Source organism: Micromonospora purpureochromogenes, assembly GCF_900091515.1.
Lineage (GTDB): Bacteria > Actinomycetota > Actinomycetes > Mycobacteriales > Micromonosporaceae > Micromonospora > Micromonospora purpureochromogenes.
The window spans coordinates 3,126,367-3,143,072 of sequence record NZ_LT607410.1 but is presented as its reverse complement, the minus strand read 5'-3'; the positions used below and the strand labels follow the sequence as shown (position 1 = coordinate 3,143,072).

Sequence of the window (16,706 nt, the reverse complement as noted above, 5' to 3'; positions counted from 1 at the left end):
CCCCGTCGCGGGGGCCCGATCCGCGAGGAGGCCCGTCGTGGGTGAGCTGCGCAAGCCGTTCCTGCTGCTGGCGCTGCTGGCCGTGGCGCTGGTGGTCGGGGTGGAGCTGGGCTCGTCGCTGCTCACCGGCGGCGGGGACGCGGGCGGCGCGCTGCGAGCCGGCGCGCAGGACCTGGGGGTGGACGTCGGCGAGGTGGGCCGGGTCGACGAGCCCGCCGGTCGGGGCACCGGCTATCTGGCGCTGGTCGACGTGGTGGCGCTCTGGACGACAGGGCTGTTCTGTCTGAGCCTGGTGGTGCCGGACCGGGTCCAGGGGCGGGTGCAGGGCGTGGCGACGCTGGTCTTCTCGATCGTGCTGATCCTGGTGTCGCTGCTGATGCTGGTGCTCGCCTTCGTGGAGCTGTCCATCATGGTCTCGCTCTTCCTGGCCGCGCCGTTCGGCACGCTGGCGTACCTGGCGCTGTGGGGTTTCTTCCCGGTCGGCGAGGCGAGCCTGCTGCTCGGCCTGGTGCTGCTGCTCAAGCTGGTCTGGGTGGTGCTGCTGCTGCTCGCCCAGCCCCGCTTCCTGCAGAACAAGGGGCTGGTGCTGCTGGCGCTGACCACGCTGCTCTGCACGGTGCTGCTGGAGTTCCTGCACAACCTGGTGCCGGTCGTCGTGGTGAGCATCCTCGACGACGTCGGCGCGCTGGTCTTCGCGGTGGTCGCGATCGTCTGGGGCCTGGTCCTCCTGATCGGCTCGATCCCCGCCATCGTCAAGGCCGTCCGGGTGACCGCCGCCCTGCCCACCCGCTGACCCGGCTCGCCCAGCCCCACCCACCCCCGCCCGCTCGCCACCAGCGGCCGACCGACCCCGACAGCGTCGGCGCGATCGTGGAGGGTTGTTGTCGTCCCTGCGACAACAACCCTCCACGATCCCGACTGCCGACCCTCGTGGCGGGGACGGGGGGTGGTGGTAGGTCGCGGCCACAGCACAGGCAAGGGCTTTCCTGACGCCGTGCGGTAACCTGTGCCCGACCACGGGGCGCGGGACCGAGGCGGGCAGGGGGTGGCCATTGGCGACGCTGGCCGACGTCGCCCGCCGCGCGGGCGTCTCTCCCGCCACCGCCTCCCGGGTCATCAACGGCAGCAGCAAGCCGGTCGCCGACGAGCTGCGCGAGCGCGTGCTGCGGGCCGTCGCCGACCTGCGGTACGTCCCGAACGCGCACGCCCAGCTGCTGGCCCGGCCGCAGCGCAGCGTGGTCGGCGTGGTGGTGCACGACGTCTCCGACCCGTACTTCGCCGAGGTGACCCGGGGCCTGCAACGGGTGGCCACCGACCGGGGCCGGCTGGTCATCATCTGCAACAGCTACCGCGACCCGGAGCGCGAGCTGGAGTACGTCGAGATGCTGCGGGGCCAGCAGGTCGCCGCCATCGTGCTGGCCGGCTCGGGCTACCACGACCCCGACTGCACCGCCCGGCTCACCGAGAAGCTGGCCGCGTACGAGGCGACCGGCGGCCGGGTGGCGGTGATCGGCCGGCACGAGCACCCCGGCGACGCGGTGATGCCGGCCAACTCCGACGGCGCGCGCCGGCTCGGCGCGGAGCTGCGCCGGCTGGGGCACCACCGGATCGGCGTGATCGCCGGTCCCCGGGAGCTCACCACCACCAGCGACCGCCTCGCCGGGGTGGCCGAGGGGCTCGGTGCCGCGCTGCCGCCGGAGCGGGTCCGGTACGCCGACTTCACCCGCGACGGCGGTGCCCGTGCGGCGGCCGAATTGCTGGCTGCGGCGCCGGGGCTGACCGCGCTGGCCGCGCTCAACGACTCGATGGCGGTGGGCGCACTGACCCTGCTGCGCGCCCGGGGCGTCCGGGTCCCCGAGGAGGTCTCCGTCGTCGGTTTCGACGACATGCCGGTGGCCGCCGACGTCACGCCCGCGCTGACCACCGTCCGGCTGCCCCTGGTGGAACTGGGCGCCCGCGCGATGACCCTGGCCCTGGAACCGGCCGTCGGCCGTCCCCGGGTCGAGGTGCTTCCCGCCGAACTCGTCCGCCGCGGCAGCCTCGGCCCGGCCCCCGCCTGACCGCCCTCGCTCGAACCGCAGCTCCGGCAGCGGGCTGGCGACCGACGTCATGCGCCGCTCCCTTCCTGGCGTGGGTTACGGGCGCGGCCGGGCGCACCGGTCCCCGCGCGTCGAGGTCCAGCTCCGCCCACTTTCGGGCGGGCAGGTCGAGCAGCCGGTCGACAGGTGCCGGGGCGCGTCGCGGGTGCCGTCGGCGACCAGCACCGGTGCCGGTCGGACCGCCGCCCGGCACCGCGGCCAGCTCGCCTCCGGATGGAGGTTCGGAACCACCGCCGGCTGGGGACAATGGGTGCCTCGGGCGACTGCACGGCTGCCCCGACCCGGCGACGAGGGAAGGAGGTGGCCGCGGGTGACGCACGGACGGGACACCGACGGGTACGACACCACGGCCCGCCTCTTTCCGGGCACCGACCCGACCAGCGCGGCGCACCGGGCCATTGACTGGTCCGCCACCCCGCTGGGCCCGGTCGAGTCCTGGCCGGCCGAACTGCGGGCCGCCGTGCGCACCGTGCTGCCGTCGAAGATCCCCATGCTGATCTGGTGGGGCCCGGAGCTGGTGCAGATCTTCAACGACCCCTACACCGGGATGGTCGGCGACAAGTTCCCGGCCGCGGTCGGGCAGCGGGGCGCGGAGTGCTGGGCCGAGGCGTGGGACACCCTCGGCCCGATGACCGAGCAGGTCCTCGCCGGCGGCGGCGCCACCTACGCGCAGGACCAGCTGCTCTTCCTCCAGCGCCACGGCTACCGCGAGGAGACCTACTGGACCTTCTCCTACAGCCCGATCCACCGCGCGGACGGCAGCGTCGCGGGGATCTTCGTGGCGACCAGCGACGTGACCGGTCGGCTGGTCGCCGACCGCCGCCTGGCCCTGCTGCGCACCCTGGGCGACCTCTCCATCGCCGAGGCGGACACCGCCGGCGACGCGGCCCGGGCGGCCGCCCGGATCCTCGCCGAGGGCCGCGCCGACCTGCCCCTCGGGCTGGTCTACCTGCGTGACGAGCAACTCCTCGACGACGAGCGCGGGGAGCGGCCGCCGGCCGGGCCGGCCGGCGACGAGCTGACCCTGGTGGCGTCGTTCGGCACCCCCACCGGGGACGACGGCGCCCCGGACGGGCTCGCCGCCCCCGGCCGGCTCGCCGAGGTGGCGCAGGTGATGCGTACCGGGCAGCCGGCCCGGATCACCGGCCTCGCCCGCCGGCGCGCCGCCGCCACCGTCGACGGCATGCCGGTGGACGACGCGGTGGCCCTGCCGCTGCTGGCCACCGGCCGCGCCCGGCCGGTCGGCGTGCTGGTGCTCGGCGTCACGCCGTACCGGGAGCTGGACGAGCCCTACCGGCACTTCCTGGACCTGGTCGCCAACCGGGTCTCCACCGCGCTGACCGACGTGCTGGCGTACGCGGCCCAGCGCCGCCGGGCCGCGGCGCTCGCCGAGCTGGACGCCGCGAAGACGGAGTTCTTCACCGACGTCAGCCACGAGCTGCGCACCCCGCTGACCCTGATCACCGGGCCGGTGCAGGAGAGCCTCGCCGATCAGCTCCAGCCGCTGCCGCCGGCCCAGCGGGAGCGGCTGGAGGTGGTCCGCCGCAACGCCGGCCGGCTGCGCAAACTCGTCAACGACATGCTCGACTTCGCCCGGATCGAGGCCGGCCGGCTGGAGGCGGAGCGGGCGGCCACCGACCTCGCCGCCCTGACCGCCGGCGTCGCCGAGTCCTTCGCGCACGCCATGCGCCAGGGCGGGCTGGACTACCGGGTCGACGTCCGGCCGCTGCCGCGCACCGCGTACGTGGACCGGGACATGTGGGAGAAGGTCGTCGTCAACCTGCTCTCCAACGCGCTGAAGTACACCCTCTCCGGCACCGTGCGGCTGCACCTGCACGGCGACGACGACCAGGTCACCCTGACGGTCAGCGACACCGGCGTCGGCGTCCCCGCCGACCAGCAGGAGCTGCTGTTCCGCCGGTTCCACCGGGTGCGGGGCAGCGGCGGCCGGTCCCACGAGGGCACCGGCATCGGCCTGGCGCTGGTGCAGGAGCTGGTCCGGCTGCACGGCGGCCACGTCGGGATGCGCTCGATGGAGGGCGAGGGCTCCACCTTCACCGTCCGGCTGCCGTACGGCCGACCGGCCGGCGCGGCGGAGGTCGCCCCGGCGCGGCCCGCGTACCCGCAGGACGCTCTGAGCTGGCCGGCCCCGACGCGCCCCGGCGAGGCGGAGGCGGCCGGGCCGGCCGGGCCGGCCCACCCGGCCGGCGCCCCGACGGTGCTGGTGGTGGAGGACAACGTCGACCTGCGGGCGTTCCTGGCCGGGCTGCTCGCGCCGCACTACCGGGTGGTGACGGCGGTGGACGGCCGGGACGGGCTGGCGCAGGCCCGCGCCCTGCTGCCGGACCTGGTCCTCACCGACATGATGATGCCGCGGCTGGACGGTTTCGGGCTGCTGCGTGAGCTGCGCGCGGACCGGCACACCGCCACCGTGCCGGTCATCGTGCTCTCCGCCCGGGCCGGCGAGGAGGCCGCCGTGGAGGGGCTGGGCGCCGGCGCCGACGACTACCTGGCCAAGCCCTTCTCCTCCGAGGAGCTGCTGGCCCGGGTGCGCGCCCACCTGGAGCTGGCCCGGCTGCGCAACCAGGAGGCGACCTGGCGCGCCGCGCTGGTCGATTCGTTGCAGGACGCGTTCGCGGTGGTCGAGCCGGACGGCACCCTGGTGGAGGCGAACGACGCCTTCTGCCGGCTGATCGGCGTCGAGCGGCTGCGGCTGCCCTCGCCCCCGCCCTACGACTGGTGGCCGGACGGGGAGCTGGAGCCGGCCGAGCGGGACCGGCTCGCGGCGGCGCTGGACGAGGCGGCGCGCACCGGCCGGGGCCGGCTGACGCTGCCGCTGCGGCACGCCGACGGGCACCGGATCTGGGTGGCGGCGGTCTACAACTCGGTACGCGAGCCCCGCACCGACCGCCGGCTCTACGTCGCGACCCTGCGCGACGTGACGACGGAGGTCAACGTGGCCGCCCGCAGCGCCGCGCTGGCCGCCCTCTCCGGGCGCCTGGCCGGGGCCAGCGACATCACCGAGGTCCTCGACGCCGGCCTGTCGCACCTCGGCAACCTGGTGGGCGGTGCGCGCGGCATCGCGGTCACCCTCGACGGGGCCGGGGCGCCGGTGGTGGTCAGCTCGGGCGTCGACCTGAGCGACCGGGTGCGGCGGATCCTGGCGGAGCTGGACAACGACGGCGAGCCGGTGCTGACCCGGGACGACGCGGGCCGGGTGACCGGCCTGGGCACCCGGATCGAGCCCGGCGTGCCCGACGGCGGGATCTGGCTGGAGCTGGACCCGCCGCGGCCGCTGCCCGCGCTGGACCGGCCGCTGGTCCGGCAGCTCAGCGGCGCGCTGGCGCAGGCGCTGGTGCGGGCGCGCGCCTACGAGACGCAGCGGACGGTGGCCCTGGCCATGCAGCGGGCGATGCTCGGGCCGGTGGAACTGCCGGCCGGCTTCGCGGTCCGCTACGAGCCGGCGTTCCGGCCGCTGGAGGTCGGCGGCGACTGGTACGACGTGGTGCCGCTCCCCGGCGACCTGGTGGGCGTGGTGGTCGGTGACTGCGTCGGCCGGGGCCTGCCGGCCGCCACCGTGATGGGGCAGCTGCGCAACGCCTGCCGGGCGCTGCTGTTGCAGGCCAAGAGCCCGGCGGAGGTGCTGTCGGCGCTGGACGACTTCGCCCGGTTCGTGCCGGGCGGCGGAAACACCACGGTGTTCTGCGCGATCGTGGATCGCTCGCTGGGGGTGCTGCGCTACTCCTCGGCCGGTCACCCGCCCGCCGTCCTGATGCACGCCGACGGCAGCGCGGAGCTGCTGGACCGGGCCGGTTCGGTGCCGCTGGCCAGCGTCGCGGTGAGCGGGCGGCCGGAGGCGGGTGCGCGGTTGCCGGGCGAATCGACGTTGCTGCTCTACACCGACGGCCTGGTGGAGCGGCGGCGGGAGCTGATCGACGCGGGGATCGCCCGGGCGGTGGACATCCTCGCGGAGGGTCGGCAGCGGCCGGAGGCCGAGGTGGCCGACCGGCTGATCCGTGACCTGGTGCCGGACGTCCGCAACGACGACGTGGCGGTGCTGGTCTACCGGCACCGGGAGCCGGCGGTCTTCCACGCGACGCTCGCCGCCGACCCGGCGCAGCTCTCCGGAACCCGGGAGGCGTTGCGCGGCTGGCTGGCCGGGCTCGGGGTGGGTGCGCCGGACGTCGAGGCGGTGCTGATCACCGTCGGCGAGGCGTGCGCCAACGCCATCGAGCACGGCTACCGGTTCGCCACGGGCGCCACGGTGACGGTGCGGGGGCGGCTGCGGGCCGGGCGGCTGGAGGTCGAGGTGGCCGACAGCGGCGGGTGGCGGGAGGTCGGCGTGGACGGCGGGGAGCGGGGCCGGGGCCGGCTGATCATGGCTCGGCTGATGGACGAGGCGGTCATCGACGGCACGCCGCAGGGGACGGTCGTCCGGCTGGCCAAGCGGCTCTCCGGCGCCGCCTGAGGTCGCGTACCCGACGGCCGGGTCGGGCCGGTAGTGAAGATCGGCTATAAGTGGTGCATGGAGTTCCCGCCGTACCTCGCCACCATGCCGATGCACGCGATCACCGAGATCCACGGCGAACCCGGCCTGCTGGAACGGTTCCGGCTGGAGATCCGGGCGTTCGACCCGGCCGCGCGGGAGCGGCTCGGCGCCGCCCTCGACCTCGCCGCCGAACTGCACCGCGACGACCGGCGGGTGCGCGAGCCGTACCTCAACCACCTGCTGCGGGTGGCGATCCGGATGATGCACCACTACCAGGTGCGCGACGTGGACGTGATCGTCGCCGGCCTGCTGCACGACGCGGTGGAGGACCATCCGGGCGAGCTGGCCGGCACCGACGTCGCCGACCCGACGGCGGCGGCGCTGGCCACGCTGGCCGCGCGCTTCGGCCCGCGCGTCGCCCGGCTGGTCGGTGCGGTCACCAACCCGGAGTACGACCCCGACCGCGACCGCAACGCCCAGTACCGGGAGCACGTGGCGGCCAGCCTGGACCGGGAGCCCTGGGCGCGGGTGATCAAGGTGTCCGACTTCACCGACAACGGGGTGGGCGTGGTCTACACCATCGGGCCGAAGGTGGCCCGGTCGGCGGCGAAGTACCGGCCGCTGGTGCCCGTCTTCCGCGACCTGATCAGCCGGCCCGACACCCCGCTGTCGGCGCCGGTGAAGCGACACATCTTCGCCCAGCTGGACCTGGCCGAGGAGCGGTTCAGCGCGATCCTCGACCAGCCCAACTAGTAGTGCTTCGTTAGGAGCGGCGCAGGGCGCGGGTGGTGCCGGCGGCGATGGTGGTGACCAGGATCAGCCCGGCGGCGATCAACCCGTACGCCACCCACACCGTCTCCCCCGTCGGCGCGAAGGCCGACTCCTGGCGCAGGTCCACCAGCGGCAGCAGCAGGTCGATCGCGTAGACGGGTGCCCGGAACCGCACCGGGCTCGTCGGGTCCAGCGGCGTCGGCGGTACGGCCGTGAAGACCGCGGTGCCGACGACGACCAGCGCCACCAGCCACATCGCGGCCAGGGCGGGCCGGTACCCGTACCCGACGGTGACGTCCTGGAGCAGGCCCCAGAACCGGTTGACCGGGGACTGCCCCGATCGTCGGTGCCGCTGCCCCCGCAACAGCACCGTGCGCGCGGCGTCCTCCTCGCCGCGCCGCCGGTACGTCCCCGCCAACTGCTCGTACGCCTGCGGCGAGTAACCGTCCTCGTCGCGGCCGAGCCAGGCGAGGCGCTGCCGGACGTCGGCCCGGGAGTGGAGGCTCTCGTAGACCAGGCCGTCGAGCCGCAGCGCCGCCGGCCAGCTCTCGGGGCCGTCGCGCAGCACGCCCAGCCGGGCGTGCCGGAGGTCCACCCGCCCCTCGACCGGCCCGTCGGTGGCGAGGACCAGCTCGGTCGTCTGGAGCTGCCGGCAGTCCAGTGTGGGCGTGCGCAGGCGGGCGTGCTCGAAGCAGACCTGACTGCCGACCCGGGCGAAGGAGATGTTGATCCGGCCTTCGGCCGTAAAGCCGTCGCAGCAGCTCATCGTGCCGCCGACGGCGAGACCGACGGCGCCGAGGGCCCGCCCCTGCGGATTGGTCAGGGCGGCGCCGTGCAGCCGTACCGATCCCCGGATGTCGGCGTGGTGCAGCTGGACCTCCCCGGTGCAGCGCAGGCCGTCGCCCCGGACGTCGTGCCCGACCGAGAGCAGCCGGGCGTCGAGCGCCGGCGCGCCGGACAACCGCGCCCGGTCGAGGACGAGCGCACCGTCGATCCGGGCGGCCGCGAGTCGGACGCCGTCGGCGCACCGGGCGTCGGTCAGCCGCAGGTTGCCCTCCACCACCGCCTTGTCGGCCCAGATCCCGGCCAGCCGGGAACCGGCGAGGTCGATCTCCCGGGTGCGCGCGCCCACCAGCTCGAAGCGGTCGGTGAACACGCAGCGGCTCATCCGCACCGCGTACGGGATCTCCGCGTACGACAGGTCGAGGGTGCCGGTGATCTCCGCGCCCACCAGCGTCAGGGCGGCCAGCTCACCCGGCTCGGGCGGCACCGCCCCGAGCAGCAGGGCCCGGATGACCGCCGCGCGGACCACCCGGTCCTCGGCGTCGGTCAGGTCCACCAGCCCACGGCGCGAAAACGCCGTCCACAGTGCTCGCTCCGGGACGGTCAGCTCCAGGTCCACCCCGCCATGGTGCCCGCCGACCGCAACCGGCGCCGGCCCGGCCGGCGGGGGCGATGGCCTGTGCGCCCTGCGGGTGGCGGTGGCCCGGGCGCCCGGCGGGTGCGGTGGCCCGGGCGCCCGGCGGGTGCGGTGGTCCGGGCGCCGGCACCATCGGGTCAGGCCGTCGCGGCGGCGACGCGGCGGCGCAGCGCGGGCAGCCGCTCGCCGGTGGTGCGCAGGACGAGCCGGAACGGGTACCGGCCGTGCGACCACACGTCGTCGCAGACCTGGAGCAGGGTGGCGAACTGCGCGGGCGGCTCGTCGGCGAGGAGTTGCTCGGCGTCGTCGACCCGCAGGGCGAGCGGGCCGGCGTCGTCGGAGTCGAGCAGGCAGTCGGCCAGCGCGTCCCAGTTGCGCCCGAACCACTCGGGCAAATCGAGGGCCTGCGCGAGCAGCCCGAACAGGTCCGCGCGGCTGCGGGCGTCGGCGCCCGGCACGACGACGGTGCCGGCGGTCGGGTCGGCGATGGGGTCGGCGGTCAGCTCCAGCCACGGTGGCAGGTGGGGCGCGTCCATCCGGTCATCCTCCCCGCTCCGGTCGGGCCGGCCGGTCCCCGGCCCGACCGCCACCCCTCAGAGTCGGTAGAAGTTCGCGTAGTGGTCCGGCGAGAACCAGGTGACCCCGGTGCTCCGGTTGACCACGATCCGGTACGCGTCCCGCGAGGCCCCGTACGCCCGGGGGTAGACGTCGTACTCGTGGTAGGTGGCGTTGGCGGGGAGCTGGCCCTCCCGGTTGTAGAACTGGCCACCGGCGAAGTTGTAGAGCCCGCCGCTCCAGGTGTACCAGCCCCGGCTGGTCGGGAAGCCCTTGGCGGCCCAGCCGGACCGGGCGGTGCGCGCATCCGCGCAGCGGGTCATCGTGCACGAGCTGTAGACCGCGGCGGAGGCGGAGTCGGTGAGCGACGGGGTCACCACGGACGGGCCGACGAGCGCCGCGGCGACCATGGCGGTGAGCAGGGCGAACGTGCCGACCAGGCGGCGCAGGCGGCTGAGCGGGGCGGGCGGGGTGGCGAGGATGGTCATCGGGCCCTCCGGATCACGAGGCATCGATCGGTGTCGACCTCCAGTGTCCGGTCCGACCGGCCCGGACGAGAAGCCCCCGGCAGCCGAATTCGTCCACAACGGTCGGTGACCTCGCGGTGCCGATGGCGCCCCGCAGCTCGCCGCTGCCCGCGATCTTGAGGCCGGCCCGAGGGGTGGCACGATGTCCCTCATGGACTGGATGCCATTGCTGAGCACGGGAGCGGGCGCCCTCATCGCGCTCTCCGGCAGCTTCCTGGTCGACCTGCGGCGGGGACGGGACACCCGGGACCGGGACCGGGACCTCGACCGGTGGCGCACCTGCATCGACTTCGCGCTCGCCCTGGGCACCGCGCACAGCATGCTGCGCAACGCCGCCGCCGGTGACCGCGCCGCGACCACCCGGGCGATGAGCGAGTCCGGGGCTTACCAGGAACGGGAACGGCTGCTGATGTCCGGCACGCCGGAGCTGGTCGTGGCGGGCGAGGACGCGTTCCACCGACTGGTCGACATGCAACGGCTGATCCGCGCCGGCGAGGACCTGCGCACCGCCGAGGGGCACGAGGCGTACCACCGTTTCGCCGAAAAGCTGTGGACGTTCCGGATGGCGGTACGCCGGCACTTCGGGCACCGGGCGATCGATCCGGGGACGCTGGACCGCAAGGACTGGTCCGAGCGCAACGAGTGCGTGTACTGCGGGGCCGCCGCCTGACCCGCAACACGGGGTGTCCCATTCCGGTCATTGACAGTCGAACTTGCGCCTGGCAAGACTTGCCCTTCTCCGACAAGGACTGCTGATGCTGCAGCTCATGCTCTGCGGGGCACAGGACACCAAGCGCGTCCGCGATGAATTCGCCGCGGTCGTCAAGGGATTCGGCGCGGGGGTGTGGCACTACCTCTCCGGCGAGATTTTGTACCTGAACCATGCGAATGCGAGCTGGGAGACCAACTCGCGTGACACGGTCCGCAGCGCAGACCTGTGCGTGTTCGTGATCGTCGAGAGATACGGCTCGGTCACCTGGCAGACCGAGTTGCGTGAGGCGCTGTCCACCGGAAAGCCGCTCATCGTGCTCTGCCTGGACGAGACCTACGAGACGTACCGGACGTTGACCCGCAACGTCCCGCTCGCTGCGGTGGAGGACGAGGGACGCCGACGCCTGATCGAGACCATGCACGAGGTGGAGTCCGAGCGGCAGCTGACCATTGTCCCGTTCTCGTACGGAACCTTCGGCGACGTTCTGCGCCGGCAGTTGTCGACCCTGTTCAAGGTTGGCCTGCGTCATCTCGAGATGCGTAACGAGCGCATGGCGGCAGCGCGGATGGTCCACGAGCCCGCCCGACTCACCCGCTCCGAGCTGATGACGCTCGCGGAGGTCGCGGTCGACGAGACGGAAGACAAGATCCCCCGAAAGCACGCAATACGCGCCCTCGCCGCGCGTGGAGCCACCGATGAGCAACTGGTGCTGGATCTGCTGTCCAGCATGGAGCAGGGCGTCCAGCGGCTCACGATTGAGCTGCTGCCAAAGCTGTACACCACCCGACCGGCCGACTCCGACTTCCTCGCGCACTGCATCGCCGTGGCCAACCGCTCGTCAGACGTCGGAGTAACCCGGCGTCTCATTCCGGCGCTGCTCGAGATCGACCTCTCCGCCGCCGTGGAAGCGATGGTCACGCTGGACCTGGTGGAGTCCGGTGCCCGCCGCCGGATGTTCGAGACGCTGGAGACGTTCGAGCAGCGCCTGACCGATCCCAAGGTGGTCGAGGGAGTGCGCGCTCTGCTCGGCCGCTGCCTGACCGCCGAGTCCGAGGCGGACTGGAAGGCCCGCTGCCGGGCCTGGCATGAGCGACTGTCCTCGAAGCGGCAGCCGGATGGCAACGCGCCGGGGGACGATCCGGACCCGGACGAGGACAGCGGGCCGGACGACGACCGGGAACGCCCCTCGTCGTAGCTCGGCCTGTCCCCCTCCCCGAGCGGAGCCCACTTGCTGAAAGAGACGGCGGCCGGGGGGGTCTCAGGGTTCGCGCATCCAGGTCTTCGGATCGGTCACGAAGACACCCTTGCCCTGCTGTCGCCGGATGACCCGCAGGGCCTCCAGCCGGGCGTAGGCCATCTGCACGGTCCCGTGGCTCACCCCGTATTTGTCGCGCAGCTGGCTGATCGAGGGCAGCCTGTCCCCCGGGTTCAGCTTCTTGGTCCTGACGTCGGCGATCACATCGTCGGCGATGCGCCAGTAGTCCGGCACTTCTCGCATGGCACTCCTCGCGTGGCAACCCGATTCGATCACAACGCGACGCGCCCAACAAGCAGCGTTGACTCATCTGACTGTTCTAGCTATGTTGCTGGTGAGCCGCTTCTCGCGTGGCAACGGGTTCGGCTCATCCCCCTGGTCGGGGCGGGTGCGCGTGCCCGTCCCGACCCACCGGACCGCTGCGCTGTCGTACCGCTGATCGGAGCTGCGGCGGCGGGGCCGGCGGGCCGCGCGCGGCCGGCGTGCGCGCGGCCCGCCCTTCCAGACCCGCGAGAGGACGCCCGTGACCGAGCTGTATCCCGGCGGCGCCCCGGCCCGGCCGACGCCGCACGAGGTCCGCACCCACGCTTTCCGGCCGCGCCGCGACGGCGTCGACCCCGATCAGGTACGCCGGTTCCAGGCCGTGGTCGCCGACGAGCTGACCGACCTGCACCAGCGGGTACGCGAGCTGAGCCAGGAGAACGAGCGGCTCCGGCGGGCGTTGCGCGACTGGCGGACCCTGCACGCCCGGGAGTGCCGGCCACCGAACTCCGGCCTCTGGTGAACGAACGCCCCTCCCCCGGCGACCTGCTCGTCGTCGACGGCCGAGCCTCCGTGCAGTTCGGCGGGGACCGCGCCCTGCTGCTCCGGGTCGTCTCGGTCAGCTCGGAAGAGCCGTACCCGGGCTGGATCTGGCTGGCCGGGTACGTGCTGGACCGGCGGGGCCGGGCGACCGCCCGGCGCGAGGTGTACGTGCAGCTCGCCGGCCTCCGCCCCGCAGCTCAGCCGTCGCCGCCTTCGACCAGCGCTAGAGCCGCGACAGGATCTCCGCCTTCTTCGCGGCGAACTCCTCCTCGGTGAGGATGCCCGCGTCGCGCAGCTCACCGAGCTGGCGGAGCTGCGCGATGGGGTCGACCGGCGCAGGCGCCGCCGTCGGCGCCGGGGCGGCGGGCGCCGGCGTGCCGGGCAGGCCGGAGTAGTGCCGGGTGTTGGTCCGCTGCTGCTGAGCCAACCGCGCGGCGTGGGCGGTGTCGTTGATGACCGCCACCGCCTCGCGCGGCTGCGGGATGTCCTCCAGGACCACCAGCTCGACGCCGTTGGAACGCTGCACCTTGACCACCACGCTGCCGACGCCGCGGGCCTTCTGGGTGATGGACTGCCGCAGGTCCACGTCGATCACGTCGCCGATCGGCACCTGCTGCGCGTTGATCGAGAGGAATCCCCGCTCGAAGTACAACATGGTCTCGGTCAGCTTGTACCGGCCGCCGCCGATCCCGGTGAGCGGCTGCCCGACCGCGGCCCAGAGCACGCCGGGCTCCAGGGGGCCGGGCGCCTGCGGCGGGGGCGACACCGGCACCGTGCTCACCGGCACCGGGGTCATCGGCACCGTCGTCGCCGGCACCGGGGTCATCGGCTGCGGCTCCAGCAGCTCGGCCGGGCTCTGCGCCACGACGGCGCCGGCCGGTGCGCGCATGGCGGGCAGGTTCGCGGGGCCCTGCGCCACGGCGTCGTCGACGTAGAGCTGCCACCCCACGGGGGGCGGCGGCCACGTCGGATCCGGCTGCCAACCGGCCGGCGGCAGCCAGCCCTGGGGCGCCGGCGGCCAACCCGGAGGAGTATTGAATCGCAACGCCATGACGATGCCGCACCTCGTTGAATCGCTGGTCAGGACCGGTAGAGACTAGCCGGGCCGGCACCCGCGCAGCTCCGCCGAACGACTGATCATTTTCGGCGTCCGACATGCAGCCCCCACCGTGTCGCCCCAGGATTTCTCGCCCCCCACGGGGACGCCGGCACCCCTACGATGCGGGCCATGCCCCTCTCAGCCGCACCACGCCCCGCTACCGCCAACTGGACGCCGCCGCGACGGCCGGAGTGCTCCTGCCCCGAGCACGACGAGGACCTCGCCGGCCTGGTGCTGCCCTCCACCGAGCCCGGCGAGCCGCCGATGACGCTGCCGGATCTCGTCGCCGCGAACGCCCTCGGCGTCCTGCCCGCCGAGCCACGCGACCGCTGGTTGGAGGTGCACGACGAGTCGGACTCGGGGCCGGCGCGTCTCGGCCCCTTCCACTGGGGTCTGTGGCTCGGCGACGAGGCCCGGTCGTGCTACGACGACGACTCGGAGCGCTCACTGGACCAGGCGCTGCTGGACCGTCCCGGCATCGAGCGGGTCGAGTGGATGGAACGCGAGGAGTTCCTGGTCGGCGCCCCCACTATGTGCGCGAGCGGGCTGGTGGCCGCCATGGCGCGCACCCTGGCCGACCCCCGGGTACGCGCCGCCGGACCGCCGGCCGCCTAGGCCCGGCCGAGGCCGCCGGACCGCGTCGACGCCGCCGGGTCAGCGGGCGAGCGCCGCGTAGCGCCCGTCGCGGTCGATCAGCATGTCGTGGGTGCCGGACTCGACGATGCGCCCGTGGTCGACCACGGCGATCTGGTCGGCGTCGCGCACGGTGGAGAGCCGGTGCGCGATGGTGATCACGGTGCGACCCCGGGCGAGCTGGTCGAAGGCCCGCTGCACCGCCCGTTCGGTCTCGGTGTCGAGGGCGCTGGTGGCCTCGTCCAGCACCAGGATGCGCGGGTCGCGCAGCAGTGTCCGGGCGATCGCCAGGCGCTGCTTCTCTCCGCCGGAGAAGCGGTGCCCGCGGGAGCCGACCACGGTGTCGTACCCGTCGGGAAGGCCGGCGATGAGGTCGTGGATCTGCGCGGCGCGGGCCGCGTCCTCGATCTCGGCGTCGGTGGCGTCGGGCCGGGCGTACCGGAGGTTCTCCCGCACGGTGGTGTGCAGCAGGTAGGTCTCCTGGCTGACCACGCCCACCACGGCCGCGAGGTCGGTCAGCCGCAGGTCGCGCAGGTCGACGCCGTCGATGGTGATCCGGCCGTTGCCGGGGTCGTGCAGGCGGCTGACCAGGGCCGCCAGCGTGCTCTTGCCGGAGCCGGTCTCGCCGACGAGCGCCAGGCTGGTGCCGGCCGGCACGTCCAGGGTGATCCCGGCGACGGCGGCGGTGTCGCTGCCCGGGTAGCTGAAGGTGACGTCCTCGAGGCGCAGGTGGCCGCGGACCCGCGCCGGGTCGATCTCGACCGGCTGCGCCGGGTCGTCCACCTCCACCGGGAGGTCCAGGTACTCGAAGATCCGGGCGAAGAGCGCCAGCGACGCGGTCAGCGAGACGCCGACGTTGAGCAGCCCCATCAGGGGGCGGAACAGCCCGCCCTGCAGGGCGGTGAAGGCGACCAGGGTGCCGATGCTGAGGGTGCCGGCGGTGCCGGGCAGGCCGGCGCTGAGGTAGATCACCGCCGGGATGGCGGCGAAGATGACGGTCATCGTGGCCATCCGCCACCGTCCGGCCAGCTCGGAGCGAAGTTCGAGGTCGACCAGGCGGGCCGACGAGGTGGCGAACCGGTCGATCAGCGCGGCGCCGGCGCCGAGGGTCTTGCTGAGCTGCACGCCGCTGATCGACAGCCCCTCCTCGATGGTGACGTTGAGGTCGGCCAGTTCGCGCTGGCGCTGCGCGGTGATCTCGCGGCGCATCCGGGCCACCTTGCGGGTCAGCCAGATCGCCGGGGGCAGCACCAGGAGCGAGACCAGGGAGAGCCGCCAGGAGAGCGCCACCATGGCGACCGCGGTGGCCACCACCGTGGTCAGGTTCGCCGCGATCGAGGTGGCGGTGGAGGTGACGACGGTCTGCATACCGCCGATGTCGTTGGTGATGCGCGACTGCACCTCGCCGGTGCGGGTGCGGGTGAAGAACGCGATCGACTGGCGGTGCAGGTGGGTGAAGACGTCGGTGCGCAGCCGGTGCATCACCAGTTGGCCGACGCGGGTGGAGATCCAGGTCTGCACGACGCCGAGCACGGCGGTCACGGCCGCGACCGCGACCATGCCGACGACCAGCCAGACCAGCAGGGTCAGGTCGCGCTCGGGCAGCGCGCGGTCGATCACGGTACGCAGCAGGAACGGCGTGGCCATCGCCAGCACCGACGAGACCACGATGATCACGGTGATGGTGGCCAACTGCCAGCGGTACGCGGTGAAGAGCCGGCCGATGCGGCGCAGCGACACGTCGCGGGCCTGGGCCTTCTCGGCGGCGGAGACGGTGCGGGGGGCGCCGCCGCGGCCCTCCCGGTGGGTGGGGGTCGGGTCCAAGGAGTGCCTCTTCCTGTCGGGGTTATTGCTGAGGTTACCTCATCATGAGGGAACAACAGGAGTTTCTGCTACCGTATTCCCGTGGACGCCGACGAGCGCGAGGCGCACGAGGAGAGCCTGGCCGAGCTGTTCTGGGCGGTGGCCCGCCGGTTGCGCCACCAGTCCCGGCAGACCCTCGAACCGTGGGAGGTCAACCCCGGCCACGCCCGCGCCCTCGCCGTGCTCGGTCGACACGGGCCCATGCGGCTCAGCGCGCTCGCCGACCACCTGCACATCGCGCCCCGCTCCACCACCGAGGTCGTCGACGGCCTGGAGGAACGCGGGCTCGTCGCGCGCCACCCCGACCCGGCGGACCGGCGCGCGACCCTGGTCACGTTGACCGACGAGGGTACGCGGATCGGCGCGGCCATCCGCGCGGCCCGTACCGCCGAGGCGGACCGCTTCTTCGGTCACCTCTCCCTTGCCGACCAAGCGCATCTGACCCGCATCCTCCGCACCCTCCGCGACTGACCTCATCC

General features: G+C 73.8%; 15 protein-coding genes. 9 read left to right on the top strand and 6 right to left on the bottom strand.

The features are described 5' to 3' along the window. Positions 1–37: 37 nt before the first annotated feature. The 4 genes from GA0074696_RS14560 (at position 38) to GA0074696_RS14545 (ending at position 7,341) form a co-directional block, all read left to right on the top strand. On the top strand, positions 38–793 hold the full coding sequence (locus GA0074696_RS14560; RefSeq protein ID WP_088961607.1) for a hypothetical protein: 756 nt from the start codon (positions 38–40) through the stop codon (positions 791–793). 259 nt (positions 794–1,052) lie between these two features. After that, positions 1,053–2,060 (top strand): LacI family DNA-binding transcriptional regulator, encoded by a 1,008-nt coding sequence (locus GA0074696_RS14555; protein WP_088961606.1) that lies wholly within the window; start codon positions 1,053–1,055, stop codon positions 2,058–2,060. A gap of 349 nt (positions 2,061–2,409) precedes the next feature. Further along, complete coding sequence (locus GA0074696_RS14550) at positions 2,410–6,567, top strand: SpoIIE family protein phosphatase (protein ID WP_172894287.1); 4,158 nt, start codon at positions 2,410–2,412, stop codon at positions 6,565–6,567. A 57-nt stretch (positions 6,568–6,624) separates the two neighbouring features. Further along, positions 6,625–7,341: an HD domain-containing protein gene (locus GA0074696_RS14545; RefSeq protein ID WP_088961604.1), complete on the top strand. Its 717-nt coding sequence runs from the start codon at positions 6,625–6,627 to the stop codon at positions 7,339–7,341. A gap of 10 nt (positions 7,342–7,351) precedes the next feature. Here the strand turns inward: GA0074696_RS14545 and GA0074696_RS14540 are convergent, their stop codons facing one another. From GA0074696_RS14540 to GA0074696_RS14530, 3 genes are all read right to left on the bottom strand, one after another. Then, a complete protein-coding gene (locus tag GA0074696_RS14540) occupies positions 7,352–8,761 on the bottom strand; it encodes a hypothetical protein (protein ID WP_088961603.1) in 1,410 nt (469 codons plus the stop codon). 155 nt (positions 8,762–8,916) lie between these two features. Then, positions 8,917–9,315 carry a barstar family protein gene (locus GA0074696_RS30780; RefSeq protein ID WP_157745930.1) on the bottom strand — a complete coding sequence of 133 codons (399 nt, stop codon included), beginning with the start codon at positions 9,313–9,315 and terminating at the stop codon, positions 8,917–8,919. A 57-nt stretch (positions 9,316–9,372) separates the two neighbouring features. Beyond that, complete coding sequence (locus GA0074696_RS14530; protein ID WP_088961602.1) at positions 9,373–9,822, bottom strand: ribonuclease domain-containing protein; 450 nt, start codon at positions 9,820–9,822, stop codon at positions 9,373–9,375. A 190-nt stretch (positions 9,823–10,012) separates the two neighbouring features. On the opposite strand from GA0074696_RS14530, the gene GA0074696_RS14525 reads away from it, so the two are divergent. Together GA0074696_RS14525 and GA0074696_RS14520 are read left to right on the top strand one after the other, a co-directional pair. Further along, entirely contained in the window at positions 10,013–10,531 is a 519-nt protein-coding gene (locus tag GA0074696_RS14525) for a hypothetical protein (protein ID WP_088961601.1), read from the top strand. Positions 10,532–10,616: 85 nt separating this feature from the next. Next, on the top strand, positions 10,617–11,768 hold the full coding sequence (locus GA0074696_RS14520) for a hypothetical protein (protein WP_088961600.1): 1,152 nt from the start codon (positions 10,617–10,619) through the stop codon (positions 11,766–11,768). Between the two features lie 63 nt (positions 11,769–11,831). Here GA0074696_RS14520 and GA0074696_RS14515 read toward each other — a convergent pair whose 3' ends face one another. After that, positions 11,832–12,071 (bottom strand): winged helix-turn-helix domain-containing protein, encoded by a 240-nt coding sequence (locus tag GA0074696_RS14515; protein ID WP_088961599.1) that lies wholly within the window; start codon positions 12,069–12,071, stop codon positions 11,832–11,834. A gap of 280 nt (positions 12,072–12,351) precedes the next feature. On the opposite strand from GA0074696_RS14515, the gene GA0074696_RS14510 reads away from it, so the two are divergent. Then, complete coding sequence (locus GA0074696_RS14510) at positions 12,352–12,612, top strand: DivIVA domain-containing protein (protein ID WP_088961598.1); 261 nt, start codon at positions 12,352–12,354, stop codon at positions 12,610–12,612. A 243-nt stretch (positions 12,613–12,855) separates the two neighbouring features. On the opposite strand, the gene GA0074696_RS31370 is transcribed toward GA0074696_RS14510, so the two are convergent. After that, positions 12,856–13,683: an SHOCT domain-containing protein gene (locus GA0074696_RS31370; protein WP_197700846.1), complete on the bottom strand. Its 828-nt coding sequence runs from the start codon at positions 13,681–13,683 to the stop codon at positions 12,856–12,858. Between the two features lie 177 nt (positions 13,684–13,860). Here GA0074696_RS31370 and GA0074696_RS14495 point away from each other — a divergent pair, with 177 nt between their 5' ends. Beyond that, a complete protein-coding gene (locus GA0074696_RS14495; RefSeq protein ID WP_157745928.1) occupies positions 13,861–14,346 on the top strand; it encodes a hypothetical protein in 486 nt (161 codons plus the stop codon). A 39-nt stretch (positions 14,347–14,385) separates the two neighbouring features. Here GA0074696_RS14495 and GA0074696_RS14490 read toward each other — a convergent pair whose 3' ends face one another. Next, entirely contained in the window at positions 14,386–16,188 is a 1,803-nt protein-coding gene (locus GA0074696_RS14490; protein WP_088961596.1) for an ABC transporter ATP-binding protein, read from the bottom strand. A gap of 81 nt (positions 16,189–16,269) precedes the next feature. Here GA0074696_RS14490 and GA0074696_RS14485 point away from each other — a divergent pair, with 81 nt between their 5' ends. Next, positions 16,270–16,698, top strand: coding sequence for a MarR family winged helix-turn-helix transcriptional regulator (locus tag GA0074696_RS14485; RefSeq protein WP_088961595.1), 429 nt, complete (start codon positions 16,270–16,272; stop codon positions 16,696–16,698). Positions 16,699–16,706: the final 8 nt, after the last annotated feature.